The 25,788-nt window shown below is 60.6% G+C and carries 22 protein-coding genes and 1 pseudogene; 15 read left to right on the top strand and 8 right to left on the bottom strand.

All coding sequences use genetic code 11. The annotated features are described in order from the left end of the window. Positions 1 to 5 precede the first annotated feature (5 nt). The 10 genes and pseudogenes from AC3A84_RS05235 to AC3A84_RS05190 all read left to right on the top strand — a co-directional run bounded on the left by AC3A84_RS05235 (position 6) and on the right by AC3A84_RS05190 (position 10,965). Positions 6 to 1,187 (top strand): Wzz/FepE/Etk N-terminal domain-containing protein, encoded by a 1,182-nt coding sequence (locus tag AC3A84_RS05235; protein ID WP_487968590.1) that lies wholly within the window; start codon positions 6 to 8, stop codon positions 1,185 to 1,187. Beyond that, positions 1,180 to 1,875, top strand: coding sequence for a sugar transferase (locus AC3A84_RS05230; protein ID WP_487968589.1), 696 nt, complete (start codon positions 1,180 to 1,182; stop codon positions 1,873 to 1,875). Before AC3A84_RS05235 ends, AC3A84_RS05230 begins: the two co-directional genes overlap by 8 nt. Before the next feature lie 21 nt (positions 1,876 to 1,896). After that, positions 1,897 to 2,466, top strand: coding sequence for an acyltransferase (locus tag AC3A84_RS05225; RefSeq protein ID WP_487968588.1), 570 nt, complete (start codon positions 1,897 to 1,899; stop codon positions 2,464 to 2,466). Beyond that, entirely contained in the window at positions 2,453 to 3,577 is a 1,125-nt protein-coding gene (gene rffA / locus AC3A84_RS05220; RefSeq protein WP_487968586.1) for a dTDP-4-amino-4,6-dideoxygalactose transaminase, read from the top strand. The genes AC3A84_RS05225 and rffA overlap by 14 nt, the downstream gene beginning before the upstream one ends. Positions 3,578 to 3,585: 8 nt before the next feature. Continuing rightward, a complete protein-coding gene (locus tag AC3A84_RS05215) occupies positions 3,586 to 4,842 on the top strand; it encodes an MATE family efflux transporter (protein ID WP_487968585.1) in 1,257 nt (418 codons plus the stop codon). Between the two features lie 50 nt (positions 4,843 to 4,892). Next, positions 4,893 to 6,092 (top strand): glycosyltransferase family 4 protein, encoded by a 1,200-nt coding sequence (locus AC3A84_RS05210; RefSeq protein ID WP_487968584.1) that lies wholly within the window; start codon positions 4,893 to 4,895, stop codon positions 6,090 to 6,092. 7 nt (positions 6,093 to 6,099) lie between these two features. Then, on the top strand, positions 6,100 to 7,299 hold the full coding sequence (locus tag AC3A84_RS05205) for a hypothetical protein (RefSeq protein ID WP_487968583.1): 1,200 nt from the start codon (positions 6,100 to 6,102) through the stop codon (positions 7,297 to 7,299). Positions 7,300 to 7,393: 94 nt separating this feature from the next. Beyond that, positions 7,394 to 8,281 carry a glycosyltransferase family 4 protein gene (locus tag AC3A84_RS05200; protein WP_487968582.1) on the top strand — a complete coding sequence of 296 codons (888 nt, stop codon included), beginning with the start codon at positions 7,394 to 7,396 and terminating at the stop codon, positions 8,279 to 8,281. A gap of 23 nt (positions 8,282 to 8,304) precedes the next feature. Further along, positions 8,305 to 9,393 (top strand): annotated as a pseudogene (locus AC3A84_RS05195) (glycosyltransferase family 4 protein); the annotation flags it as partial. Between the two features lie 144 nt (positions 9,394 to 9,537). Beyond that, a complete protein-coding gene (locus AC3A84_RS05190; protein WP_487968581.1) occupies positions 9,538 to 10,965 on the top strand; it encodes a mannose-1-phosphate guanylyltransferase/mannose-6-phosphate isomerase in 1,428 nt (475 codons plus the stop codon). A gap of 170 nt (positions 10,966 to 11,135) precedes the next feature. Here the strand turns inward: AC3A84_RS05190 and AC3A84_RS05185 are convergent, their stop codons facing one another. Next, positions 11,136 to 12,023, bottom strand: a complete 888-nt coding sequence (locus AC3A84_RS05185; RefSeq protein WP_487968580.1) for a 2-keto-4-pentenoate hydratase — start codon at positions 12,021 to 12,023, stop codon at positions 11,136 to 11,138. Between the two features lie 61 nt (positions 12,024 to 12,084). Here AC3A84_RS05185 and AC3A84_RS05180 point away from each other — a divergent pair, with 61 nt between their 5' ends. Then, positions 12,085 to 13,224 carry an iron-containing alcohol dehydrogenase gene (locus AC3A84_RS05180; protein ID WP_487968579.1) on the top strand — a complete coding sequence of 380 codons (1,140 nt, stop codon included), beginning with the start codon at positions 12,085 to 12,087 and terminating at the stop codon, positions 13,222 to 13,224. A 44-nt stretch (positions 13,225 to 13,268) separates the two neighbouring features. Here the strand turns inward: AC3A84_RS05180 and AC3A84_RS05175 are convergent, their stop codons facing one another. From AC3A84_RS05175 to AC3A84_RS05165, 3 genes are all read right to left on the bottom strand, one after another. After that, entirely contained in the window at positions 13,269 to 14,483 is a 1,215-nt protein-coding gene (locus tag AC3A84_RS05175; RefSeq protein WP_487968578.1) for a patatin-like phospholipase family protein, read from the bottom strand. Between the two features lie 28 nt (positions 14,484 to 14,511). Beyond that, entirely contained in the window at positions 14,512 to 15,345 is an 834-nt protein-coding gene (locus AC3A84_RS05170) for an HDOD domain-containing protein (RefSeq protein ID WP_487968577.1), read from the bottom strand. Positions 15,346 to 15,439: 94 nt separating this feature from the next. Then, a complete protein-coding gene (locus AC3A84_RS05165; protein WP_487968576.1) occupies positions 15,440 to 17,794 on the bottom strand; it encodes a Tex family protein in 2,355 nt (784 codons plus the stop codon). Positions 17,795 to 17,962: 168 nt separating this feature from the next. Here AC3A84_RS05165 and AC3A84_RS05160 point away from each other — a divergent pair, with 168 nt between their 5' ends. The 3 genes from AC3A84_RS05160 to AC3A84_RS05150 all read left to right on the top strand — a co-directional run bounded on the left by AC3A84_RS05160 (position 17,963) and on the right by AC3A84_RS05150 (position 20,128). Beyond that, entirely contained in the window at positions 17,963 to 18,226 is a 264-nt protein-coding gene (locus AC3A84_RS05160; protein ID WP_487968575.1) for a hypothetical protein, read from the top strand. Between the two features lie 404 nt (positions 18,227 to 18,630). Then, on the top strand, positions 18,631 to 19,038 hold the full coding sequence (locus AC3A84_RS05155) for a hypothetical protein (protein WP_487968574.1): 408 nt from the start codon (positions 18,631 to 18,633) through the stop codon (positions 19,036 to 19,038). A gap of 19 nt (positions 19,039 to 19,057) precedes the next feature. After that, complete coding sequence (locus AC3A84_RS05150; RefSeq protein WP_487968573.1) at positions 19,058 to 20,128, top strand: DUF72 domain-containing protein; 1,071 nt, start codon at positions 19,058 to 19,060, stop codon at positions 20,126 to 20,128. Between the two features lie 72 nt (positions 20,129 to 20,200). Here AC3A84_RS05150 and AC3A84_RS05145 read toward each other — a convergent pair whose 3' ends face one another. Together AC3A84_RS05145 and AC3A84_RS05140 are read right to left on the bottom strand one after the other, a co-directional pair. Continuing rightward, entirely contained in the window at positions 20,201 to 21,559 is a 1,359-nt protein-coding gene (locus AC3A84_RS05145; RefSeq protein WP_487968624.1) for an MFS transporter, read from the bottom strand. Between the two features lie 65 nt (positions 21,560 to 21,624). Beyond that, positions 21,625 to 22,884, bottom strand: a complete 1,260-nt coding sequence (locus AC3A84_RS05140) for a multidrug effflux MFS transporter (RefSeq protein WP_487968572.1) — start codon at positions 22,882 to 22,884, stop codon at positions 21,625 to 21,627. A gap of 255 nt (positions 22,885 to 23,139) precedes the next feature. Between AC3A84_RS05140 and AC3A84_RS05135 the strand changes: the two genes are divergently transcribed. After that, a complete protein-coding gene (locus tag AC3A84_RS05135; RefSeq protein ID WP_487968571.1) occupies positions 23,140 to 23,826 on the top strand; it encodes an Lcl C-terminal domain-containing protein in 687 nt (228 codons plus the stop codon). Between the two features lie 27 nt (positions 23,827 to 23,853). Here the strand turns inward: AC3A84_RS05135 and AC3A84_RS05130 are convergent, their stop codons facing one another. Next, the gene (locus AC3A84_RS05130) at positions 23,854 to 24,759 is read right to left on the bottom strand and encodes an SDR family oxidoreductase (RefSeq protein ID WP_487968570.1); all 906 of its coding nucleotides are present in this window, start codon (positions 24,757 to 24,759) and stop codon (positions 23,854 to 23,856) included. A gap of 68 nt (positions 24,760 to 24,827) precedes the next feature. Beyond that, positions 24,828 to 25,763: a glutathione S-transferase family protein gene (locus AC3A84_RS05125; RefSeq protein ID WP_487968569.1), complete on the bottom strand. Its 936-nt coding sequence runs from the start codon at positions 25,761 to 25,763 to the stop codon at positions 24,828 to 24,830. Between the last annotated feature and the right edge of the window lie 25 nt (positions 25,764 to 25,788).

Genomic DNA, 25,788 nt, shown 5'->3' with positions numbered 1-25,788 from the left:
ACCGAATGAGCACTTTAGACAAAGCCCTCCGTCAAACAGAAGAAAACGTTCAGGAAGACGATGAAGTCAGCCTGCTAGACATACTGCTTGTAGTTTCCCAAAACCTGCGCCTGCTGATAGTGGGGCCAATTGTGGCGGGCGCTATGGCTCTTGGAATTAGCTTCATTGTCACACCGACTTTCACCGCAGAAACAACTTTCCTCCCACCCCAACAACAAACCAGCATGGCAGCTACCATGCTCCAGTCCTTGGGGGCAATTGGAGGACTAGCAGGGGCTGCCTCGGGATTAAAGAACCCTACAGATCAATATGTCGCACTGCTCAAATCCACCACAATTGCAGATGCACTCATTGAGAAATTCGACCTGCTCAATCGATATGACGAAAAATACAGGCAAGACGCACGAAAAATACTAGAAAAAAGAACAAGCATAACAAGCGGCAAAGATGGACTAATCACAATTAATTTTGATGACAAAAGCCCGGATTTTTCAGCCGACGTAGCAAATTCATATGTTGAAGAATTAAGCACACTACTCAACCGATTAGCAGTAACAGAAGCCCAACAACGTCGTGTCTTCTTTGAAAAGCAATTAAAAGAATCCAAAACCGCCTTAGCAAAAGCCCAACAATCCTTGGCCGAAAGTGGAGTGGGAATAGCCGCACTTAATACCAACCCCAACACCGCACTAGAAGGCACAGCCAGGCTGCGAGCTCAGATCACAGCTCAGGAGATCAGAATCTCCGCACTAAAAAGCCATCTCACCACCTACGCCCCCGAAGTAAAACAAGCACAAGCAGAGCTTTCAGCACTACAACAGCAGCTATCCAAAGCGGAACGCGAGCAACCGACACCCAAAGGTAATGACTACATAGAAAAGCTGCGAGACTTCAAATACCAAGAGTCTCTATTTGAACTCTTTGCCAAACAGTTCGAAATAGCAAAAATAGACGAAAGCAAGGAGGGAGCGATTATTCAAGTCGTGGACACCGCAAAGCCTCCAGAAAAAAAATCAAAGCCCAAAAGACTGCTAATCACACTAATTACATTCATTGCCACAATTTTCACAATATTCATCTTCCTCTTACTCAGAAATTCGATGGAAAAAAGCAGCAAAGATGAAACAAAGAAAGAAATAATAAAAGAAATAAAAGCAACCGCAAAAGGAAAATTTCGCCGTGCATGAAAAAATTAGCCCAAATAATTTGCCAAGCGGTTCGCTAAATGGCAATCCAATCGAAACGAAAGCGCACAGCCGCATTCAAAGGGCGACAAAACGGTTGACAGATATCGCAGGTGCAATTTTCTTCTTCATCTTCTTTGGTTGGCTGTATATCTTGGTGTGGATTGCTGTCATTTTGACCACAGGCTCTCCAGCAATTTACAAACATACACGGATTGGGCGACACGGGCGAAATTTTCCTTGTCTGAAATTCCGCTCTATGGTTGTAGACAGTGAAAAAGTGCTGGCCAATCTTCTGGCAAATGACCCCCTAGCTCGCCAGGAATGGGAAGAATCCCACAAACTTCGAAATGACCCACGCATAACTCGATTCGGCCACTTCATACGCAAAACCAGCTTGGACGAACTACCTCAATTCTGGAATGTCTTGAGAGGGGATATGAGTCTAGTGGGCCCACGCCCTGTCGTCCGGAAGGAATTAGATGAGCGATATGGAGTACACAGCCCTGTTTATGAGAGTGTTCGTCCCGGCATCACCGGACTATGGCAAGTAAGCGGAAGATCGAACCTGAGCTACGCAGAGCGTATATCTCTTGACACTCAATACGTAAACAACTGGACACTCGCAAAAGATTTGAAAATCTTATTCCGCACTGTTGCCGTAGTATTACGTGGATCAGGCTCATACTAAACCCCCATCAAACAAAATGCAATGCCCTACCTATCCAACGAAGAACTAAAGAGTTTGGGATTCAAAAGCTTGGGAAGAGAAGTAAAGATAAGCTCTTTTGCAGCCATATACAATTGCCAGGATATCTCTATTGGCGATTTTTCTCGCATCGATGATTTTTGCGTAATCTCGGGGAAAGTCACCATAGGGAAGCGGTGCCACATCACCCCTCAGTGTTTAGTTGCAGGAGGGACGCCAGGAATAACAATCGAAGACTATGCAACACTAGCTTACGGGGTCAAAATATTCTCCCAAAGCGACGACTACAGTGGCGAGTCCATGACAAACTCACTAATACCCAAAAAATACAAGAACGAGATATTCAAATCAGTTCACCTGGGGAAGTACAGCATCATCGGCGCCGGAGCAATAATTCTCCCTGGAGCGAATATTTCAGAGGGCGTTTCGGTGGGCGCCATGTCCTTAGTAACAAAACCCACCACTGCATGGAAAATATATGCAGGCTGCCCCGCTAAAATAATAAAAGATCGCAGCAAAAAATTACTCAACATAGCAAATCAATTCGAGGCAGAGCAAAATGATTCCATTTAACAAGCCTTTTTTACACGGACGAGAGCTAGTTTATATTGCCGAGGCTGTGGCATCGGGAAAGATTTCAGGAGATGGGTCGTTCACAAAACGCTGCCATCAATTCTTTGAACAAAAATATGGCTTCCAGAAGTCATTAATGACGACTTCATGCACGGATGCACTCGAAATGTGCGCCTTGTTGCTCGATATAACGGAGGGAGATGAGGTTATCGTTCCTTCATTCACTTTCGTATCCAGCGCGAACGCGTTCGCCTTACGAGGGGCGAAGCTAGTTTTCGCAGACAGCGCGACAGACAACCCCAATATCGATGCTGGCCAGATTGAAAGCCTCATTACAGCGAGAACAAAAGCCATTGTGGTGGTCCACTATGCTGGCGTGGCGTGCGACATGGACCCCATCATCACCCTTGCGTCTTCCAGAGGTATTTCCGTGATTGAGGACGCAGCTCAGGCCGTCGACTCCTTTTACAAGGGACGCCCCCTGGGCAGCATCGGACGAATGAGTGCATTTTCCTTTCATGAAACAAAAAACGTTATTTCTGGGGAAGGTGGCTTGATTGTACTCAATCAAAAATCCGATATTTCGAGAGCAGAAATTATTAGAGAAAAAGGCACCAACCGCAGTTCTTTTTTCCGAGGAGAAGTAGACAAGTATGGCTGGGTGGAGGTTGGCTCATCCTTTCTACCATCCGACATTATCTCCGCATATCTTTATGCACAATTAGAAAATATTGACCTCATCCAGGCAAGGCGCAAAGATATTTGGCAAAAATATTGGAACGCACTCTCTGGCGAACTTCCACGCCATGGAATCAAGCTCCCCGCAATACCAAAATGGGCAACAAACAATGCCCATATGTTTTATCTAGTCTGCAGCGACATCGGCCAGCGGACCAAAATAATTGCCGATCTGAAAAAATCTGGCGTACATGCCGTATTTCACTATCTCTCCTTGCACGACAGCCCTTACTTCAAAGAAAAGCACGACGGCCGGGCACTACCAAATAGTGACCATTTCTCAAATTGCCTATTACGCCTGCCTCTTTTTTATGAATTGACAGATCAGCAGTGTGACCACGTCATCGACTCATTACTTGACAGCTTGAATTAAGATTTTGAGTGAAAGATTTTAGAAGAACTGCTGGACTTGGTCTGGCACTCGGCATCAAGCTCATTGCGGGCTTGGTAGCCGTGAAGATATGTGCACAACACATTGGCCCTGAAAGCTTCGGAATTACCGGGCAGATCGGTAGCCTGATAAATATTGTCGTCCTTTTGGCGGGGGGAGGGATAGCCATCGGATTGGCCAGGGTTTATGCAGATGATCAATCGACGCCCGCTGACAAAGCTGCCTACGTAAAAACAGCAAGATATGTTGCACTTGGCTTTGCTGCAGTTTTAATGCTCTTATTAATTGTCGCCAACTCATGGCTGCAAAAAACAGTTCTGCAAGGGCGTAACGATGCAGGGCTCATCATCACGGCGCTCATCGCTGCAGCGTTGCCAATTGCCTTGTCTGGAATTGGTCAAGGACAGAATAACGGCAATCAACGAGCAGATCTCTATGCAGGATCGATGATTGGAGGGAGCATGCTGGGACTCGCTGGCATGTGGATGCTCAGCCATTTCTATCACGCAACTGGTGCCTTGCTAGGAATGATCTGGCTGCCCACAGCACAAGCGCTGCCGTTCTTTCTTATTTCCCGCTTTTATTCAAGAGAAATCCAGAAATTCTCAGCAGTGATTTTAAGAAAATCTCAAATCAAGAAGAAGAGCAAATATCTTCTGAGTTTTGGAGTACTTTCCATATCTGCGGGAGCAATTATCCCTGCCGCGCTGATTGCAGTCCGACTGATGATCGAAAAGAATGGAGACAGTTCCACACTTGGGCTTTGGCAGGCTACTACACGCATTTCAGAAGCCTACACCCAACTGCCACTCCTTATTCTTTCCGTAATGCTTTTTGCGCGTTTTGCCAGCAACGCATCTCGGCCATTATCGAAAAAGACACTCTTACAAACGTATACGTTCATGATTGGCCTCATGGCGGTCATTTCCATTTCCGTATTAACGCTAAAAAGCTACTGGATAAGCATCATCTTCACCCCGGCCTTTCAAGGGATGTCTAATTTTTTACCATGGCAAATCGCGGGGGACTTTGCCAGAGTGCTTTCTTATGTAGGCACAACGATTCTGGCAGCGAGAGGGCACGTGCGCTTATGCGTTCTTGGCGAGGTAGTTCAAGGATTAATGCTAATCAGCATAAGTCATCTCTTTATTCCAACACTAGGATCTTTGGCGCCCTTTTATGCATACATACTGACATATTGCATCTACCTCATACTTACTCTACTGCTGCTGCGCGCAAAAATTTAGAAATAATTTAAACAAACAGCATATGGAATTTAATCAGCGCCAATAATCCAATGAGACTACTAATTGTCAACCTACATTTCGAAATAGGTGGCGTTGAAACGCTTCTAGCCAGAATCATTCCACTGCTTAACAAATCAGGGATAGATATCACCCTCCTCCTTTTACAAAAAAAAACAAACCACGAACTCCTTAGTGCAGTCACTCCTTATTGCAGGGTGATTTTTTTACAAGAGGCATTCCCCTTTTCTAAAGGAAAAATCAGAAAACTCTTGGGCCAAGATTTTGATGTCGCCTTCTATACCATCTCACGAGCACTATTGATTGGGTCCTGGCTTTTGTGTCAAGGAGGCTACAGAGAAACGAAGGCTTGCCTTGGCGCCTATCAGACTGAAATTTTTTGCCCAAAAACCAGCCTCTTTGGTTTTCATCACAAAAAATTGAGAGAAATAATAAAAACGCAAGTTCCAGCCAGCTCAATTATTTTTGGCAACTCAGCAGGAAGAGATTTTCACTCCCAAGAACTTGGCATTGACCTCCATGACTCACATGTAATCAGGCTTTTCGTTGATACTGAAAAATACACATTCATCGATCGCAGCAGTATAAAAAGAAAAAAAATTGTATCTATCGGCCGCATAACCAGCTTCAAAACCTACAACTTTACGCTAATACCCGTCATAAAAAATCTTTTAGATGATTACAGCGATTTGGAGTGGCATATCCACGGCGATGGTGAGCAGCTAGACGAACTTAGGGACGCCGTGAAAGAAAATAGCCTTTCAGGCAATATATTTATTCATGGGAAAATGAGCTACTCTGAATTCGAAAACGCTCTAAAGGATGCCTTCCTATTCATTGGCTCAGGAACCAGTCTAATTGAAGCATCTGCCTGCGGGGTTCCCTCGCTGACAACAGTAGAGTACTCTAAAGCGGCAATAAGTTATGGCTTCATATCAGAAATAGACGGCGACAATCTCATAGAACCCAATGCCAACCGACCGGCTCAAGACATAGAAAATTATATTCGCAAGACAAAAAAAATGTCGGCGAAGGATTACAGCGAACTACAAATCGAATGCAGGGAGAAATCAAAATCCTACTCGGGAGAAAAAATAATCCAAGAGTACATAAGCGCCCTGGATCATTCAAAAATAAATGGCAACCCCATAAAAACAAGCACTGCAACACTGGTCGCCTCAATAATTGGATTTTTTTTATCGAAACTATTCGAAAATCCAAAACAAGTTTAAAATAATTATGGGCACAGCAATTAATAGATGGCTACTGATTACTGTTATATTATTTGCAACCCTTGATGGCTTAAGAGACACATTCATACCCGGCAATCCGATTTCATACATCAAGGAGATTGCGGTTTTCCTTTTATTCATCAACCTACTTTGCGCCAGAATAAAAAAATCAGAAAACATCATCCGCCCTGGCATAATATGGCATGCAGGCTGGATGTTTTTTCTAATCATAACTCTTTCAACGACCATATACTTCCATGGCGAGAAAATAGGGAGGGCAGATGAGTTATCTTTTGGTGGGGCTAGTGTCTGGCTTAAACTTCTTATTCAATACCTATTGATTCAAGCGCTTATATGGCTAAGAGAAGATAGCCCAAGCGTGTACAAATCAATCCCCACGACATACATAACCGGCGCGTTAATATACTGCGCCTTATCGATCATAGCTCTCACAACTGGATTATCAGAGCGCCTAACACCTAGAGACTGGGGCGGAAGATACTCAATCGGCTACCCAACAATGGACTCATACATGCTTGCCACGGCAGGTCTATTTGTAGCATACTACATGAATGCAAGGACTGCGCAAAAGACATTGGGAATTATTATATTTGCATTCCTATTGATGCAAAACACAATAACTGGCTACCTACTAATATTTATCGGCCTAGCCTTTCTTGTAATTTACCTCCCGGGTAAAAAGAAGATCACTCCAGTTGCATTGATAGCTGCGCTTTTAATCATTGGCGCATACCTCTACTTATATGTACTTGATTCAATGGGAGTTTTTGGAGCCCTATTAATCGACAAGATAAATGGCATATTCCTAGGATCGCAAACCGCATCGAGCACAGTAAGACAAGATCAGATTGCAAGACTGGTCGCTTTAGCCGCATCCGACCCTATCCAGACCCTATTTGGAATGGGAGGAGAAGCTGCATTTATCGTAGAAAACAATTACATTGCCCTTTATGGGCTTGGTGGGGTTTTCGCTGTGATTCTGTTTTTTTTGGCTTTGATTAAATTAACTGCCGCAGCAATTATTTCAGAAAACAAAAAAATGTTAATTCCTGCGATAGCAATGTATCTAGCAGGCGGGCTGTCACTGATTTCATTCTACCTATTTCCTTTTATTTTTGCATTCGCTTATATAGCATCCGAATCACTAACCCCCAAGAAAAGCAAGAGAAATGAAATGCATATTTGACTCTCGCTGGAATGGATCTCATGGCATTGGACGATTCGCAAATGAACTGCAGGGTAGGATCCGCACAATAGATTTCCCCCTGGATGGGCGGCCCATGTCTCCTTTAGATCCGATCAAACTATCCATTATATTTCTCAAACTACCATCCGATGGTTATTTCTACCTATCCCCGGCTTATAATTCCCCTCTATTCGGAAATACACCCTACTTTATTACCCTGCATGATCTAAATCACATAGACCGGCCTGAGAACTCCAGCGCCCTAAAGAGAATTTATTACCGAATTGTACTTCGCCGCCTTTGTAGTAGAGCGCAGTCCATCTTCACGGTATCAGAATACTCAAAATCCAGAATAATTGATTGGCTGAATATTCCAGCCAATAAGGTCATCAATGTCGGCAATGGAATTTCCGGAGATTTCTCGGTGAGTGGCGAGAAATTGTATGGAGACAAAAAATACGTTCTTTGCACGGGCAATCGGAAAGGCCACAAGAACGAGAAATCAGCGCTGGCTGCGTTTTCGTCTGCGGAGCTGGGGAGCGATGTTTCTTTGGTTTTTACAGGAGAGCCATCAAAAGAGTTGATGGATTATGCTGCACAGCTCGGAATAGAGAAAGCTATATCCTTTGCCGGCCGGTTATCCGAGGCAAAGCTTGCTGCGCTGTACAGGGGGGCATCTGTGGTGCTCTTCCCCTCATACTATGAAGGCTTTGGTCTTCCCATCGTTGAAGGATTCGCCTCCGGCGTTCCCGTTGTCACATCTAATGTCACGTCCATGCCTGAAGTTGCGGGAGGCGCCGCAGTGCTTGTAGATCCCTACAGCATTGACGATATACGCAATGGCTTATCCAAGGCATATTACGATCATGATTTGCGCAATCGACTCATCGCAGATGGCCTGCGAAGAGCTCAGGAGTTCACTTGGGAAAAGGTGGCAGACAAAGTGAAATTTGAAGTCAGAGAAAAAGGGTTTTCGATTTGAAAAATAATGCTTTGCCCCACGACCTGCGGATTGCCATAGTGCATGAGTGGTTTACCACAATTGCCGGCTCCGAAAAGGTGATCGAGCAGCTACTGAAGGTCTTCCCCTCAGCTGATATTTTTGCTGTGATTGCAGATCCACAAGTGGTGCAGAATTCAGGTTTTCTCGCCGGCAAGAAACTGACAACCAGTTTCATTCAAAAACTTCCTGGGGCACAAAATCACTTCAGAAACTATCTTCTGCTGATGCCTCTAGCGGTTGAGCAGTTCGATCTTTCAAGCTACGATGTTGTAATATCCAGCGCACATGCCGTCAGCAAGGGAGTGTTGACAGGGCCTGACCAATTGCATCTGAGTTACGTGCACTCACCGATCCGATACGCCTGGGATTTACAGCATCAGTATCTTCGTGAATCAGGACTAACCTCTGGCGCAAAATCGTGGTTAGTTCGATGGATGCTCCATAAGATTCGTATCTGGGACTATAGAACGTCAGCCGGCGTGGATCATTTTATCGCCAATTCCCGATTCATAGCCCGGCGTATCCGTAAAGTTTATCGGCGAGAAGCGGAAGTCATTTATCCGCCTGTCGATGTCACCTCATTTGAGCTGTGTGAGGAGAAGGATGAATATTATCTCGCAGCATCCAGACTGGTCCCGTATAAACGCATGGATCTGATCGTCAGGGCATTCGCGAAGATGCCCCGCCGACAGCTAGTCGTGATTGGTGATGGGCCTGACATGCAAAAGCTTCGAGGAATCGCAACATCGAATATAGAGCTTTGCGGATATCAGCCCTTCGAGCAACTAAAGTCCAAGATGCAACGGGCTAAGGCATTTGTCTTTGCAGCAGAAGAAGATTTCGGAATAACCCCGGTGGAGGCCCAGGCTTGCGGAACGCCCGTCATTGCTTTTGGTAAGGGTGGTGCACTGGAGACCGTTGTTGACGCAGACAACGAACTGGAGGCCACTGGGGTTTTCTTTGAGGAACAAACAGAAAGCAGTTTAATCAGCGCTGTTGAGCGGTTCGAAAGCCTGCCTTTTAAGGTGCAACCGGTCGTCTGCCGCCGGAACGCCGAGCGTTTTTCAGAAGAGCGTTTTTGCAAGAATTTCGAACAGCTGGTTACCACTAGATGGAGCAAGCTGGAATCCGAGATAAATCAACGACCTCTCGACAACTGAATTCACCTCTCGCGGATTATTCAGCTGCACTCAAAAGACTTAAAATCCATAAGCGATCCTTACCATTCAACCATCATGATCCCTGTCATCCTCTCTGGCGGCTCCGGCACGCGTCTCTGGCCCCTATCCCGCGCGGGCTATCCCAAGCAGTTCCTCGGGCTGACCGAAGAGCAGACTCTCTTCCAGCTCACCATCTCGCGCCTCGCGGGCTTTGATGGCAGGCAGCCAGTCAGGCCGCTGGTGGTGTGCAACGAAGGCCACCGCTTCATCGTGGCTGAGCAGCTCCGAGAGATGAGCCTCTCGGCTCATTCCATTGTGCTGGAGCCTGTGGCACGTAACACTGCGCCAGCGATCGCGGCAGCGGCCGTCGCAGCCATGGCCGATGGCCATGACCCCCTGCTGCTGGTGCTGGCGGCAGACCACGTCATTCCCGACACGGCGGCGTTCCACGAGAGCGTAAGCGCAGGCATACCGGCTGCGGAAGCCGGCAAGCTGGTGACTTTCGGCATCGTGCCCACTGCCCCCGAGACCGGCTATGGCTACATCAGCGTGGCCGAGCGACTAGATGCAGCGCAGCCGGTGGCGCCGGTCGCCGTGCAGGCCTTCGTCGAGAAGCCCGATCTGGCCACGGCCAAGACGTATGTGGACGGTGGCCGCCATCTCTGGAACAGTGGCATGTTCCTCTTCAAGGCCTCGGCCTATCTGCAGGAGCTGGAACGCTTCGCGCCTTCCATTGCCCAGGCGGCCCGAGCTGCCGTCGAGCAGGGCAAGAAGGATCTGGATTTCGTGCGCCTGGATGCCGCCGCCTTCTCCAAGTCGCCTGAGGATTCCATCGACTACGCCGTGATGGAGAAGACCGACAAGGCGGTGGTAGTGCCGCTGCGTGCCGGCTGGAGCGACGTAGGCGCCTGGAATGCAGTGTGGCAGGTGAGCGCCAAGGACGAGCAAGGCAACTCGCTGCGCGGCGACGTGCTTGCCCACGATGTGCACAACAGCCATGTGCATGCGGAGCACCGCCTGGTGTCCGTGCTGGGCCTGGACGACGTGGTGGTGGTGGAAACCGCCGACGCGGTGCTGGTGGCCGACAAGTCCAAGGTGCAGGACGTCAAGAAGATCGTGGAGCAGCTCAAGGCCCAGGGCCGTTCCGAAGCGTCGGCGCACCGCAAGGTGTATCGCCCCTGGGGGGCCTACGACTCCATCGACAAGGGCGACCGCTACCAAGTCAAGTGCATCACGGTGAATCCGGGCGAGAAGCTGTCGGTGCAGATGCACCATCACCGCGCCGAACACTGGATCGTGGTGTCGGGCACGGCCAAGGTGCAGATCGGCGACAAGGAGATTCTGCTGGGCGAGAACCAGTCCACCTACATCCCGCTGGGCGTGATCCATGCGCTGGAGAACCCGGGCAAGATTCCGCTGGAACTGATCGAGGTGCAGTCGGGCTCGTATCTGGGCGAGGATGACATCGTGCGCTTTTCCGACCGTTACGGCCGGGTAGGTTGAAGACGACGAACGGCGGTCGACTTGGCCCCGTTCGGACAAACCTCGACAGCGGCACGGCAGCGATGCCGGAAGCCAAAAGATCAAGGGCACCCCATATACCGGGTGCCCTTTCTTTTGTTCTTGTGCGTTTCCCCTCTGCCGTACCGCTGCTTTGGCCCGGCGAAGCCGGCCTATTTGAACGCCACCGTCACAGGCTTGGCGCCAGGCAGACCCAGATAGGTCGCAGTCACAGTGAGGCCTGCGCGCGGCGGCAGCAGCGGCGAGAACGAGCCCAGGCTGACCAGATCGCCCGGCTGCAGCGTGATCTCTTCCTTTTGCAGCGCCTGCGCCAGCCAGACCACCGCCTGCAGCGGGTGGCCCAGGATGTCGCTGCCCTTGCCTGCGGGGGCCAGCAGCTCGCCCCGCTCGTTGGTCAGCTGCACGCTCATGCGCCCCAGTGCCTCCAGCAGGGCATAGCGCTCGCCACGCGTCGCAGGGATGCCGATCGGCTCGCCGGCCACGCCCAGGCGGGCGCCGACGTTGATGGCCGCGACGCCCGGGCCGTTGAGCTGCGGGGGCGACTGCACCAGCAGGTCGGGCAGTTCGATGAAGGGAATGATCTGGTCGATGTGGTCGAGCACCTCCATGGGCGTGCGCGCATGGTTGATGGCCGCGCTCTTCACGCGCACCAGCATGTCGGCCTCGTAGAGCGGGCGGGCGCCGAAGGCAGCCTCCACCACCAGCCCGTTGGGCCGCACCATGCCCTCGTAAAGCTTGCCCCACACGGGCTGGTCGGTACTGAAGCGCTTTTGCACGGCCGGATTGGTGAGGCCCGCCTTGTAGCCCACGACCTTGCCCAGCTTCTGGGCCAGCAGCTGGTTGAAGCGGGCCCGGGTGCAGGCGCCATCGGACGCCGACGGTGTCGGGAAGTTGGGCGCGGGCGTGCGGTCCATGTAGTGCTGGGCCAGGTCGGCCACCTGGGCGGGGCTCAGGCATTCCGCCCGGGCTGGCGCGATGCCCACCGCGGCTGTCGCGATGGCGACGGCGGCCCACGCCGTGAGGGTTTGCTTCATGGTCATTGCGCGATCCTGCTTGTAGGGTGGAGGGCCCATCTCATCACAACCCGGGATCGCGCGCACCATGGCTTTCATCAATTACGTCACCCAGATCCAGTTCGAGTTCGGCGCCATCCAGCTGCTGCCGCAGGAATGCCAGCGCGTGGGCATCACCCGTCCGCTGGTGGTGACCGACCCGGGGGTGAAGGCCGCTGGCGTGCTGCAGCAGGCCCTGGATGCGCTCGCCGGCATGGACGATGTGGCGGTGTTCGACCAGACGCCCTCGAACCCCACCGAGGCCGCCGTGCGGGCTGCGGTGGACATCTACCGCGCCCGGCAATGCGACGGGCTGATCGCCGTGGGCGGGGGCTCGGCGATCGACTGCGCCAAGGGCATCGCCATCGCAGCGACGCATGAAGGGCCGCTCAAGACCTACGCGACCATCGAGGGCGGCTCGCCGAAGATCACCGAGCGCGTCGCGCCGATCATCGCCGTGCCCACCACCAGCGGCACGGGCAGCGAGGTGGCGCGCGGCGCCATCATCATCGTGGACGACCACCGCAAGCTGGGCTTCCATTCGTGGCACATCGTGCCGCGCACCGCCCTCTGCGATCCGGGCCTGACGCTGGGCCTGCCGCCGCAGCTGACGGCCGCCACGGGCATGGACGCGATCGCGCACTGCATGGAGACCTTCATGTCGTCCGCCTTCAACCCGCCGGCCGACGGCATCGCGCTGGACGGGCTGGAGCGCGGCTGGGCGCACATCGAGCGCGCCACCCGCGACGGCAGCGACCGGGAGGCGCGGCTGAACATGATGAGCGCCAGCATGCAGGGCGCCATGGCCTTCCAGAAGGGCCTGGGCTGCGTGCATTCGCTCAGCCACAGCCTGGGCGGCGTGAACCCGCGCCTGCACCACGGCACGCTCAATGCCGTGTTCCTGCCTGCGGTGATCCGATTCAATGCCCAGGCCGATGCGGTGCGGCAGAGCCGGCGGCTGGAGCGCATGGCCCATGCCATGGGACTGGCCGGCGCGGGCGACGTGCCCGAGGCCGTGCGTGACATGAGCGCCCGCCTGGGCCTGCCCACGGGCCTGGCGGCCATGGGCGTGACCGAGGATCTGTTCGACGATGTGATCCGCGGCGCACTGGCCGACCACTGCCACAAGACCAATCCGCGCGAGGCGACGGCACAGGATTACCGGGAGATGCTGCGCGCCTCGATGTGAGCCGGTGCGCTGCGGTGGATGTGCGCGGCGTCGAGCCGCGGCGCTCAGAGCGGCTGCACCCGGCCCAGGTCCGGTCGGCGCAGCCATTCGGCCCATTCATCGGCCAGCTGCCGGCTGGCCGACGTGGCGGCGCTCCAGGCGCGCACGCGGGCTGCGGTGTCGGTGCCGTAGTGGGTGAAGTCGTTGCGGTCGGGCAGCTTGGCGCGGGGCAGCGCGGCCACCCAGTCCGGGTGGGGCGAGAGCACGATCATGTTATTGAGCGCAGGCGTGCTGCGGTGCCGCCAGCGCAAGCCCTTGTCCAGCCAGCCGGGCACCACGCGGGGCTGGAAGTGAGGGTAGAGCACCAGCGCGCCGTCGTCCCCGTAGGCGCTGCCGAATTCAGTACCGTTTTGGCCGCCAGCCCTTGATTCAAGAGGGCTATCAGCTATGAATCCAATAGCACCCGATTCCGAGAGCCGCTCGGCGGGACGGCGGTAGCGCAGGTGCAGGTGGTAGTCGGTGATGCCGCCATCCCAATACGCGCCGCGCGGCGCGCCGGGAATGTCATGCACGGCCTGCAGTACGAAGGGGATGGAGCAACTGGCCTGCAGCGCGGGCATGAAGTTCTGCTCCGTCAATGCCACCTGCCGGGTGGAGAAGTCATTCGCATCGAAAGGCAGCGGCGCCGGGCCCGCGCCGGCATCCGCCCCGCCCTGCCCCGACGAGAACACCACGCGCTGCAGCCAGCCGCCCAGCCCGGGCCGATGCAACGCGTTGGTGGCGAAGGCGCCCAGATAGCCCAGGGGCGTGGCCCAGCGGTGCTCGCGCCGCAGCAGATGACGCCCGCGCGCGGTGACGATGTGCAGCCGATAGCGTGGATGCGCCAGCAAGGCCTCGGCCTGCCCGCCGAAGAAGGCACGCAGACTGGAGCCGAAGCGTTCGCTGACGTGCGCCGGCGTGGGCCGGCGCGCGCCCGGCGGCACGTCGTAGGTCTGGTGGATGTAGTCGTGCTCCAGCCGCTCGAAGGCGGCCACCGCGCCCGTGCCCAAGCAGGCCGTGGCCATGCGCCAGGCGCCGATGGAGGCACCCACCAGGTGCACCGGGTGGTTCGCCCCGGCCAGCCATTCGCCGAAGAGAAAGCGGTCCAGCGGCCCCAGGATCAGGCCCTTGGGCCCGCCGGCTGCCGCGGGCACCACGCCCACGTCTTCGGGCCGCAGGCCGCCTTGCGCCCGCAGATGGCGCAATGCGCCAGGGCCGGCATGGATGCAGAGGGCCTTCACCGCGATGCACCTGCCCGCCACGGCTGGCTCATGCTGTGGGGCCCTCGCCATCCACCGCGGAGCGAGGGGACCAGTCGATAGGGTCCTGCTGCAGCACCATGTCGATGTCCAGGCCCAGCGCCACGCCGACTTCGCCGGGAAAGCTCACCGCCAGTTCGCGCTCGTCCAGCCCGGCTTCGGCCGCGCGCGCGCGCCAGGCGGCCAGATGCAGCACGCCGGCCAGGGGTTCGTAAACACCGTTCTCGAACGGCGCGCAGTGGTATTCCATGGCGTCTGTCACCATGAGCGGCAGGTGCCATTGCAGCGCCATGCCGGCGCTGACGTGGGCGTAGCAGTAGCCCATCAGCCGCATCTCCAGCCGCGCGCGGCGCAAATCCAGGGGGGGAGCCAGCGGGTCGAGGGCATGCGCGTGCCCGGGATTGCCCAGATGCAGGACCAGCTCGCCCAGGCCGTGCAGCAGGCCGGCCGTGTAAGCGGCCAAAGGATTCTGATGAACAACGCCCGCCAACGACCGCGCCAGCTTGGCGGTACGCAGGCTGTAGCGCCAGAACTGCGGCAGGTTCATGCCCGGCACCGAGCCTGCGGAGGTGCCCAGCGTCGCCGAGAGGACCAGTTCGCGCACCTGGCGCAGCCCCAGCAGGGCAAGCGCCTCCGGAATGCCCCTGACCAGCCCCTGGGCGCCGGCGGCGGGCGCGTTGGCCTGCTGCAGCAGCCGGGCGGCCAGGGCGGGGTCGCTGCCGAACAGCAGATTCAAGCGGCGCAGATCAGGCTCAGGCGCAGCCAGCTCGCTCATGAGCAGCGCCACGGCCTTGGGCAGGCTGGGCAGTGCGACGGATTGGGCCAGGAGGGCGTTCAGCTCCATGGGACGGCAGGGCGGGCTTCGGGTTCGGTCAAAGTGGCTTCATTATCCAGGCGCGCACGCATTTATGGGCGAACGCTGAGCCGCGCCCAGCCACTCAGCGCCGCCCCTGCTGCAGCTTGGCGAAGGCCGATGCCATGGCCGAGGAGGCAGCCGGCTCATTCTGGCGGCGCGGCGGCTGGGCGTAGCCCCGGCCGGCGCCTTCGAAACGGTTGTCGCGCGGGCCGTCGCGGCGGGCGGGCGCGGCATCCAGCTTCATGGTGAGGCCGATGCGCTTGCGCTCCACATCGACCTCCATCACCTTGACCTTGACGATGTCGCCGGTCTTGACCACCTCGCGCGCATCGTTCACGAACTTGTGGCTCAGCTGGCTGACGTGAACCAGGCCGTCCTGGTGCACGCCCAGGTCGATGAACGCGCCGAACTGGGCCACGTTGCTCACCGTGCCCTCCAGCACCATGCCCTCCTTCAGGTCCTTGATGTCGTCCACGCCGTCGTTGAAGCGGGCCACCTTGAAGTCCGGGCGCGGGTCGCGGCCGGGCTTCTCCAGCTCGCCCAGGATGTCCTTGACGGTGATGACGCCGAACTTCTCGTTGGCGAAGAGTTCGGGCTTGAGGGTCTTGAGCATGTCGGCGCGGCCCATCAGCTCGGCCACCGGCTTGCCGGTCTTTTCCATGATCTGCTCGACCACCGGATAGGTCTCGGGGTGCACGCCCGTCATGTCCAGCGGGTTGTCGCCGCCGCGGATGCGCAGAAAGCCCGCGCTCTGCTCGAAGGTCTTGGCCCCCAGGCCGCTCACCTCCATCAGCTGTCTGCGGCTCTTGAACGCGCCGTTGGCCTCGCGCCAGCGCACCACGGCCTTGGCCACGCTGCCCGACAGGCCCGACACGCGCGAGAGCAGCGGCACGCTGGCCGTGTTCAGGTCCACACCCACCGAGTTCACGCAGTCTTCCACCACCGCACTCAGGGTGCGCGCCAGCTCGCTCTGGTTCACGTCATGCTGGTACTGGCCCACGCCGATGCTCTTGGGGTCGATCTTGACCAGCTCGGCCAGCGGGTCCTGCAGGCGCCGGGCGATGGAGGCCGCGCCGCGCAGGCTCACGTCCACGTCGGGCATCTCCTGGCTGGCGTATTCGCTGGCGGAATAGACGGAGGCGCCGGCCTCGCTCACCACCACCTTTTCGATGCTGCGCTCCACCTTGGCGGCCATCTTGATGAGTTCACCGGCCAGCTTGTCGGTCTCGCGGCTGGCGGTGCCGTTGCCGATGGCGATCAGGTTGACGCCGTGCTTCTCGGCCAGCTTGGCCAGCGTGTGCAGGCTGCCGTCCCAGTCGCGGCGCGGCTCGTGCGGATAGACGGTGGCGGTGTCCACCAGCTTGCCGGTAGCATCGACCACCGCCACCTTCACGCCGGTGCGGATGCCCGGGTCCAGCCCCATCACCACGCGCGGGCCGGCAGGCGCGGCCAGCAGCAGGTCGCGCAGGTTGTCGGCGAAGACCTTGATGGCGACTTTCTCGGCCTCTTCGCGCAGGCGGGCGAAGAGGTCGCGCTCGGTGGAGAGGCTCAGCTTCACGCGCCAGGTCCAGGCCACGCACTTGCGGATCAGGTCGTCGGCCGCGCGGCCCGCGTGGCTCCAGCCCAGGTGCAGGGCGATCTTGCCTTCGGCGATGCTGGGTTTGCCGGGCTCCGGTTCCACGGGCAGCACCAGCTTGGCTTCGAGGATCTCCAGCGCCCGGCCGCGGAACACGGCCAGCGCGCGATGCGAGGGCACGCGGCCGATGGGCTCGTCGTACTCGAAGTAGTCGCGGAACTTGGAGACCTCGGGGTCGTTCTCGTTCTTGCCATCCACCTTTTTGCTGCGCAGGAGGCCCTCGGCCCAGAGCCATTCGCGAAGCGACTGCACCAGCGCGGCGTCTTCGGCCCAGCGCTCGGAGAGGATGTCGCGCACGCCGTCGAGCACGGCCGGCACGGTGGAGAAATCGGCGCCGGGCTTGCCGTCATCCAGCACCTCGGGCGGGCGGGTGAAGGCGGCGGCCTCGGCGGCCGGGTCCAGCGTCGGGTCGGCGAAGAGCTTGTCGGCCAGCGGCTCGATGCCGAATTCGCGGGCGACCTGGCCCTTGGTGCGGCGCTTCTGCTTGAAGGGCAGGTAGAGGTCTTCCAGCTCCTGCTTGGTGGGGGCTGACGCGATGGCCGCGCGCAGGGCGTCCGTCAGCTTGCCCTGCTCGTCGATGGCCTTGAGCACGGCGGCGCGGCGGTCTTCCAGCTCGCGCAGGTAGGAAAGGCGCGCCTCCAGCTCGCGCAGCTGGATGTCGTCCAGCCCGCCCGTCACTTCCTTGCGGTAGCGCGCGATGAAGGGCACGGTGGCGCCGCCGTCCAGCAGCTCCACCGCCGCGCGTACCTGTTGTTCACTGACCCTGATTTCTGCGGCCAACTGCCGAATGATCTGCTGCATGTGCTGCCGATGTCTGAGACGAAAAAGCGAAGCGCGCGAGTTTGCCATAGCGTCTTGCGCCGCCTCTCAGCCGGTGCCGCCTACACCCAGCACGGCCTGTGGCTGACACGGCTACCGATGCCCGCGTGTCACGATCGGCCCACATTCAACTCCTACAGGGAACCGCTCATGAACCGCAAGACACTGTCCGCCCTCGCCGCCGCCCTCGCCCTGATGGGCACAGCCTCCATCGCCACCGCCCAGGTCGGCAAGGCAGCCTCGGAAGCTTCCGACTCCGTCGAACACAAGATGGAACAAAAGCAGGCGGAGAGCGACGCGAAGAAAAGCGGCCCGGTGGGCAAGGCGGTGAACAAGACGAAGGCGAAGTACCACAAGAGCCGCTCGAAGAACTCCGCCGACAAGGCCAAGCAGTCGCTGAAGAACGCTGGCTGACTGACTGAACGAGGCCGAAGCTCGCACCCGGCCCGCCAGGGCCCGCGGTAACGACCGGCGACCGGGCAGCGACAAAAATTCACCCGCCAGGGTCTCCATCACTCGGAGACCCTGGCGGGTGAATTTTTTTGGGTGATACAGGCCTTCACGCCAAGTGGAAGGCGCTGACCAGCGGGCGACGAACGACGCCCGCGCCAACGACGCATTTGCGGGGTCCGTAGCGTGACCGTCAGCCCCGTTACGCTCTTCACTGCCAGGCTGCCGCCTTCGCAGCGCTGGCGGCACGCTGCTGGGTGCCTAGTACCGGCAACCCAATCCCCCGGCGCCGCGAGGCCTGCGCCCGCTCCCTAGAATGGGTGAATCCCCGCCACGGCAGCCGGTGTGCATTGTTTGTTCCGCCCTCGATGACGACGCCCTTTCCCTTCCCCGTCCGCACCGAATGCCCGCCCGGCGCCTGCACGTGCGAGCGGGAAGCGCTGATGCGCCAGCCCGACGGCGACGTGCGCATCCTGCGGCTTACGCGCGAGGAGGAAAAGCGCCTGATCGCGCGGCTGGAGAATCTGGCCGACCTGGCTGACCTGCGCCGCATGGAAGAGCGCCTCTTCCAGCAGCTGGGCGTGCGCCTGACGATCGCCGTCAGCCCCAACGAAGTGCGCACGCTGCGCGGCATCACTATCCTCGTCCACGAACAACCCGGGCTGTGCCGCAAGACGCGGCAGGCCATTCCGGCCGCCATCAAGAAGAGCATGGACCAACGCCCGGCCATCGCCTTCGATCTGCTCGACGAAGGCGGCCTCTTCGGCGGCGCCTGAGGGCGCCCCACGCACCGGCATGCAAGAAGATCTTTTCGGCGGGCCGCCCGCAGCGCCACCGTCACCACCGCCCTCCCCCGCGCCCGCCGGCGAAGAAGCCACCCCGGCCCGCCGCCGCACGGGCGTCCACCCCGCCGCCTGGGACGAGGCCCTGCAGGCCCTGGGCCGGTCGCTGCCGCCCCGGCTGCGGCTGGGCACCTCCTCGTGGAGCTACCCGGGCTGGAAGGGCCTGGTGTGGGAAGGCGAGCATTCCGAAGCCACGCTCTCGAAGAACGGCCTGCCCGTCTATGCCCAGCACCCGCTGCTGCGCACCGTCAGCATCGACCGCAGCTTCTACCGGCCGCTCACGGCCGAGCAATGTGCCCGCTACGCGGCGCAGGTGCCGGGCGATTTCCGCTTCGTCGTGAAGGCGCCCAGCCTGGTCACCGATGCGCTGGTGCGCAGCGAAGACGGGCGCGGCAAGCAGCCCAACAGCGCCTTCCTCAACCCCGAGCTGGCGGCGCAGGAGTTCGTCGAGCCCGCGCTCGAAGGCCTGGGCGGCCGCGCCGGGGCGCTCATCTTTCAATTGAGCCCGCTGCCGCCCGCCATGCTGCAGCGGCTGCCCGAGGTGATCGGGCGGCTGGCCGCCATGCTGCGCGCACAACCGCCGCTGGCCGCCCGGGCGCCCGACGCCGTGCTGGCCGTGGAGGTGCGCGACCCCGAATGGCTGGCGCCGGAAGTGCTGCCGCTGCTGGCCGATGCGCTGCGCGCCGGCGGCGCCACCTACTGCCTGGGCCTGCATGCGCGCATGCCGGCGCTGGCGGACCAGCTGCCGCTCTTGCGCCTGCTCTGGCCCGGCCCGCTGGTCTGCCGCTGGAACCTGCACCCCATCCACGGCATGTACGGCTACGAAGACGCCGAAAAGCTCTATGCGCCCTACGACCGCATCCACCACCCCGAACCGGAACTGCATGCCGAACTGGCGCGCGCCATCGCGGGCGTCACGCAGCGCGGGCAGAACGCCTATGTGACCCTCAGCAACCACGCCGAGGGCTGCGCGCCGCTCACGGCGCGCTCGCTGGCCGAACAGGTCGTGGCCCGCATCGGCTAGCTATTTTTTTCATAGCGCAAGGCCTAGGCACAGTGAGCGCTGCAGGCCCCAAAGACCTGCAATCGCCCGGCTTCAGCGCCGCACCACGCGCAGCGAGCTGCTGATGCCCGAGAGCACGGCGCTCACGGCGGCCACCATCAGGGCCGCCGATTCGCCTCGGCCGTCGTGCCCCGTCCAGACGGCGAAGATGCCGGCCAACAGCACCGCGCCCAGCGTCTGGCCGGTGAGCCGCGCCGTGCCCAGCATGCCGCTGGCCGCGCCGCTGCGGTGCAGGGGCGCGGTGGTCACGATGGTGTGGTTGTTGGGCGACTGGAAGAGTGCGAAGCCCGCGCCGCAGAGCGCCATGCGCCAGGCGATGTCCCAGGCCGCCGCCTGCGCAGGCTGCCAGGCCAGCAGCAGCAGGCCGGCCGCGAACACCGCCATGCCCACGCCGCCCAGCAGGCCGTCGGCGATGCGGCCGATGAGTCGTCCCGCGATGGGCGCCACCAGCACGATGGCCAGCGGCCACACGGTCATCAGCAGCCCAGCCTCCACATGCGAGCGCCCCTGCACTTCGAGGAAGAGAAACGGCAGCGCGAGAAAGGCCAGCATCTGCGCGCAGAAGGCCGCGACCGAGGCGCCCATGGAAAGCGCGAACACCGGAATGCGCAGCAGATCGACCGGAAAGAGCGGTGCCGCCAGCGGCCACTGCCGCCGCAGGTACACCGCTCCCACCGCCAGCCCCGCCGCCAGCAGCAGCCAGCCGGTGGCCGCGCCGCCCGCCTGCGAAGCGGCGGCAGCAGAACCTTCCATGCGCACGCCCAGCCGCTCCACTCCGAGGAAGATGAGCGTGAACATAGCGATGTTGAGGGCCACGTCGAGCAGCGCGATGGGCTGCCCGCTGCCGCCCGGCTTGGCGGGATTGAAGGGCAGCGCCCTCCGTCCCAGCCACAGTGTGAAGATGCCCAGCGGCAGGTTGAGCGCGAAGAGCCACGGCCAGTTGCCGACCGAGAGGATGGCAGCAGCCACCGACGGCCCCGCCATGGTGGCCCCTGCCACCACCAGCGAGTTGAGCGCCACGCCACGCCCCAGCAGTGCGCGCGGATAGATCAGCCGGACCATGGCCCCGTTAACGCTCATGATGCCGGCCGAGCCCGCGCCCTGCAGCACCCGCGCCACGATCAGCGCCTCCAGCGAAGTGGCCAGCATGGCCCCCACCGAGGCCACGGTGAACACCGCCATGCCCACCAGATAGACGCGCCGGTAGCCCAGGCGGTCCCCCAGCGCGGCCAGCGGCAGCAGCAGCACCAGCGCGGCGAGCTGATAGGCGTTGACGATCCAGATGGCGCTGGAGGCATCCGCCTGCAGTTCGCGCGCGATGCCCGGCAGCGCGAGGTTGACGATGCTGATGTCCAGCACCGACAGCGTGAGGCCGAGGATGATGACCAGCATGGCGCGCAACCGCGCCGGCTGCGGCACCCCGTCGGGCGCGGCGCTGTCCGCTGCGTGGGCGCCGCTCACCGCCCGCCCCCGGCCACGCGGTGCGCGCGCCGCCCGCCCAGCGTGAGCCAGGTCAACGCGAAGCCCAGCAGCGCGCCCGAGGCCATGCCCGCCACCATGGGCAGCGGCTTGCCGTTGGCAAACGCGCCCGCCACGCCCATGGCGATGGCCCCTGCCAGCATCTGCAGCGTGCCCAGCAGGGCCGAAGCGGTGCCGGCGATGGCGCCGTGCTCCTCGAGCGCCAGCACCGAGGTGGTCGGGATCACCAGCCCCATGGCCGCGCTGGCCATGAAATACAGCACCAGGAGCACCGCCAGCCGGTCGCCGCCCAGGCCGTAATAGGCCAGCAGCGCCACCATGACGGCCGCTGCCACGGTCACGGCCGCCTTCACCACCCGCACCAGCCCGAAGCGCCGCCCCAGCCGCGCCGTGAACTGGGCCGACGCGAAGAACGCCGCCGCATTGATCGAGAAGGCCAGGCTGTATTGCACCGAGCTGAGGCCGTAGTGGTCGATCAGCACGAAGGGCGAGCCCGCCAGATAGACGAAGAAGCCCGCCATGGAGCAGCCGCCGATCAGCACCAGGCCCAGGTAGTGCATGTCGCGCAGCAGCAGGCCATAGGTGCGCAGCGCGCCCGGCCCTTCGCCGTGGGCGGCGCGCTGGGCCGGCGTGCGCGTTTCCTTCAGCGCCAGGCGCACCAGCACCAGCCCGGCGAGGGCCGCCAGCGCCACCGCCCAGAACACGCCGCGCCAGCCGGCCAGCGCGATCAGCCCGCTGCCGGCCAGCGGCGCCAGCAGGGGCGAGACGCTGAAGACCAGCATCAGCAGCGACATGAGGCGGGCGGCCTCGGTGCCGGTATGCAGGTCGCGCACCACGGCGCGGGGAATCGCCATGCCGGCCGCAGCGCCCAGGCCCTGCAGGAAGCGCAGCGCCACCAGCACGTCGATCTGCGTGGCCAGCGCACAGCCCACGCTGGCCACAGCGAAGAGCGTCAGGCCGAAATAGAGCGGCGGCTTGCGCCCCACCCGGTCCGACACCGGGCCATAAACCAGCTGCCCCACCGCCAGCGCCAGAAAGAACGCCGTCAGGCTCCACTGCACCGCGCCCACCTCGGCCCGCAGGCTGGCGCCGATGTCCGGCAACGCGGGCAGGTACATGTCGATGGCGAACGGGCCGATGGCCGAGAGCAGGCCCAGCACCAGGGCCAGGCCGAGGAAGCGGGGGCCGGCGGCCGGCCGGGCGGCAGGCGAAGAGGAAGACACGGAAGAAGAACTCATCCGGCCGATTGTCACCAAGGCCGGGACGGACCGCCCGCGCAAGGTCTCATAGGAGAACTCCAGCGAACTGCAGCACCAGCATCAACTGTGCTCGCAGCCATCAAACGATAGAAGAGCATGGGCGCAGCGGTAGGCTCCCGGTCACGTCGGCCCGCGGCTGGCCGCCGGGGACGGGGATGTGAATCAACCCCTTTTCGGAGATCGCCTTGACGAATCCGGCAGGCCTTCGCGCGGCGGCCGGAGTATCGTTAGCACATGACCGCATTCGCGCCCCCTTCGCCGCATCGCGCGGCCCTGCCCTCCCCCGTGTTCAGCGGCCTGGCCGCGTTGTTCCTGCTGCTGGCGGCCCTGCCGGCGCAGGCAGCGCCGCCCCACCCGGCCGAGCCGGCGGCATCAGCGCAGGAGGCCGCCGACGATGCCGATGACGACGAAGCGCCTGAGTCTCCTCCCCGCCCGCTGCCGACCATGCACCCCTCGGACGATGGTCTTTACGTGATCGACGATCGAACCCGCCTGGCCTGGCCGCGCTGCGTGGAAGGCATGCAGTGGAACGGCCAGACCTGCACCGGCCAGCCGCGCCGCATGACCTATGCGCAGGCCCAGGCCCTGGTCGCAGAGCGCGGCAAGGCCGAAGGAGTGCGATGGCGCCTGCCGCGTGTGCCGGAGCTGCGCCGGCTGGTCAACCGCAGCCACCAGCCGCCGACGGTGGACCCGGTGCTCTTCCCCGCCACGCCGCGCGAGTTCCACTGGACGGGCACCGCCAGCGTCAATACCGCGCCGGTCAATCCCTATGCGTACAGCAACGTACAGCGCGGCGGCGCCGGTGAAAGCGGCATTCGCGCCCAGCAAGGCTGGGCGGTGGACATGGACAGCGGCGAAGCCCAGGGCAGTGTCGGCAAGGGCGTGCGGCTGCCGGTGCGGCTGGTGAGGCCCAAGCCGTAGCGGGCGCCCAGCCCCGGCCGATCGACTTCAGACGGCCCGCAGCTGAGCCCTGAGCTGCGCGCCCAGTTCGGGCTTGTCGGCAAAGGCGTCCGTGGGGTTGCGGGCCTGCAGCACATCTTCCAGCCGGGTCTGAACGGGGCCCAGGGCCTGCGGATGGCTGTAGATGTAGAACTGGTTGGCCGCTACGGCCGCGAAGACCTTCGCGGCCACATCGGCGGCCGAGACCTTGCCGCTGCTGACGGCGCGGCCGACCATGGCCTGGCCGATCAGCTGGCTCTTGGTGGGCTGGCTGGCCGCCAGCGCGCCGGGGCGGTTGCGTTCGCTGGCGTTGATGCCAGTGGCGACGAAATACGGGCACAGCACGCTGGCGCCGACCTGCTCGGTGACGAGCGACAGATCCTGGTAGAGCGTCTCGGTCAGGCTCACCACCGCATGCTTGCTGACGTTGTAGATGCCCATGTTGGGCGGGTTCAGCAGCCCCGCCATACTGGCGGTGTTGACGATGTGGCCGCGCCAAGCCGGGTCCTTCGCGGCGGCGGCCAGCATCATGGGCGTGAAGAGGCGCACGCCATGCACCACGCCCCAGAGGTTCACGCCCAGCACCCATTCCCAGTCGGCCACGGTGTTCTCCCACACCAGCCCGCCCGCGCCTACGCCGGCGTTGTTGAAGACCAGATGCGGCGCGCCGAAGCGCTGCTGCACGGCGGTGGCCAGCTGCTCCATCTGCTGCGCGTCCGACACGTCCACACGCTGGGCCAGCACCTGGGCGCCGGCCGCCTGCATCTCGGCCGCGGCGGCGTCGAGCGCGTCCTGCTGCACGTCGGCGAGCACCAGGTTCATGCCGCGCTGCGCGCCGATGCGCGCGCACTCCAGCCCGAAGCCGGAACCCGCGCCCGTGATGACGGCGGTCTTGCCGTGGAAGTCTTCGATCATCTTTGTCTCCTGCGTATGGTTTTATGTGAATCGTCGGACGGGGCAGGTGCCGCGCGCGCCGCGCTTCTTCAGGCGGCCGGCTTCAGCGCATAGCCGATGCGCGGGAAGTGAACGTGCACCGTGCCCGCACGCGGATCGGTGCGGCGCAGCGTGTAGCGCGTGCGGGTGGCGGCCACCAGCGTGCCGTGGGTGGGCTCCGGGCCGAAGGTCTCGGCGGTGATCGTCACCGCGGTGCCCAGCGCGATGCCGTGGTCGTCCTGGAAGGCCTCGCGCACCAGCGGCAGCGGCTCTGAGCGGGCCGCCACGGCGATGGCGCTTTCGGCGTCGAACTTCTCCATGCGGCCATGGCCCAGCGCGGCGAGGCGGTCCATCCATTCGATGACGGCTGGAGTGGCGGTGAAGATGTCGGCCATCACCGGCACGCACTGGCGCGTGAACCAGAGCGGGTGGTAGGCGGCGAAGTCGGCCACGCAGGGCTCGGCGCCGAAGAGGAAGTCGTGCTCCTCGGCCATGTGGGCGATGCGGCGCAGGTAGGAGCGATAGGCACCCGTGGCGTCGCCCGCATCCAGCCGGTGCATCCCGCCGCTCATCGCGCGCCGATCGGCCACGAAGGCCTGCTGTGCAGCCTGCGGCAGGTTGGCGAAGAGCACGCCGGCGCCCTTGGGCTGCAGGTTGTAGGCCATGGCGGCCCAAAAGAGCGTGGTGTCGGCCCACTGCGCGAAGACGCGGGCCACGCCCTTCAGGTGCGGCGGATAGAGCGCCGGCTCGGGCTGGGCGTGCTCCAGCACGTCGCAGATCAGGGCCGTGTCGCAATAAACGTCCGCGCCCACCTGCAGAAAAGGCGTGCGGCGGTAGCCCCCCGTGAGCGCGACCACGTCGGGCTTGGGCGCGACGCTGGGCACGATGACGGATTTCCAGGCCAGCTGCTTCATGCCCAGCACGAGGCGGATCTTTTCCGAGAACGGCGACGAGGGGTAGTGATGCAGGATGAGTTCGGTAGTCATCGGGGAGCGCTCCTTTTCCTTTTCT

Source organism: Paracidovorax sp. (genome assembly GCF_057642795.1).
Note: the sequence above shows the minus strand (reverse complement) of the source record. Positions and strands in the feature narration are given on the sequence as shown.

Excerpts from the sequence above, each read along its gene's own strand:
- AC3A84_RS05235 (WP_487968590.1), top strand. The coding sequence starts at position 6 with ATGAGCACTTTAGACAAAGCCCTCCGTCAAACAGAAGAAAACGTTCAG.
- rffA (WP_487968586.1), top strand. The coding sequence starts at position 2,453 with ATGATTCCATTTAACAAGCCTTTTTTACACGGACGAGAGCTAGTTTAT.
- AC3A84_RS05200 (WP_487968582.1), top strand. The coding sequence starts at position 7,394 with ATGTCTCCTTTAGATCCGATCAAACTATCCATTATATTTCTCAAACTA.
- AC3A84_RS05170 (WP_487968577.1), bottom strand. The coding sequence starts at position 15,345 with ATGGAGCTGAACGCCCTCCTGGCCCAATCCGTCGCACTGCCCAGCCTG.
- AC3A84_RS05130 (WP_487968570.1), bottom strand. The coding sequence starts at position 24,759 with ATGATCGAAGACTTCCACGGCAAGACCGCCGTCATCACGGGCGCGGGT.
- AC3A84_RS05185 (WP_487968580.1), bottom strand. The coding sequence starts at position 12,023 with ATGACCATGAAGCAAACCCTCACGGCGTGGGCCGCCGTCGCCATCGCG.
- AC3A84_RS05150 (WP_487968573.1), top strand. The coding sequence starts at position 19,058 with ATGCAAGAAGATCTTTTCGGCGGGCCGCCCGCAGCGCCACCGTCACCA.
- AC3A84_RS05190 (WP_487968581.1), top strand. The coding sequence starts at position 9,538 with ATGATCCCTGTCATCCTCTCTGGCGGCTCCGGCACGCGTCTCTGGCCC.
- AC3A84_RS05225 (WP_487968588.1), top strand. The coding sequence starts at position 1,897 with ATGCCCTACCTATCCAACGAAGAACTAAAGAGTTTGGGATTCAAAAGC.
- AC3A84_RS05160 (WP_487968575.1), top strand. The coding sequence starts at position 17,963 with ATGAACCGCAAGACACTGTCCGCCCTCGCCGCCGCCCTCGCCCTGATG.
- AC3A84_RS05180 (WP_487968579.1), top strand. The coding sequence starts at position 12,085 with ATGGCTTTCATCAATTACGTCACCCAGATCCAGTTCGAGTTCGGCGCC.
- AC3A84_RS05135 (WP_487968571.1), top strand. The coding sequence starts at position 23,140 with ATGACCGCATTCGCGCCCCCTTCGCCGCATCGCGCGGCCCTGCCCTCC.
- AC3A84_RS05125 (WP_487968569.1), bottom strand. The coding sequence starts at position 25,763 with ATGACTACCGAACTCATCCTGCATCACTACCCCTCGTCGCCGTTCTCG.
- AC3A84_RS05165 (WP_487968576.1), bottom strand. The coding sequence starts at position 17,794 with ATGCAGCAGATCATTCGGCAGTTGGCCGCAGAAATCAGGGTCAGTGAA.
- AC3A84_RS05205 (WP_487968583.1), top strand. The coding sequence starts at position 6,100 with ATGGGCACAGCAATTAATAGATGGCTACTGATTACTGTTATATTATTT.
- AC3A84_RS05155 (WP_487968574.1), top strand. The coding sequence starts at position 18,631 with ATGACGACGCCCTTTCCCTTCCCCGTCCGCACCGAATGCCCGCCCGGC.
- AC3A84_RS05140 (WP_487968572.1), bottom strand. The coding sequence starts at position 22,884 with ATGAGTTCTTCTTCCGTGTCTTCCTCTTCGCCTGCCGCCCGGCCGGCC.
- AC3A84_RS05210 (WP_487968584.1), top strand. The coding sequence starts at position 4,893 with ATGAGACTACTAATTGTCAACCTACATTTCGAAATAGGTGGCGTTGAA.
- AC3A84_RS05145 (WP_487968624.1), bottom strand. The coding sequence starts at position 21,559 with ATGCTGGTCATCATCCTCGGCCTCACGCTGTCGGTGCTGGACATCAGC.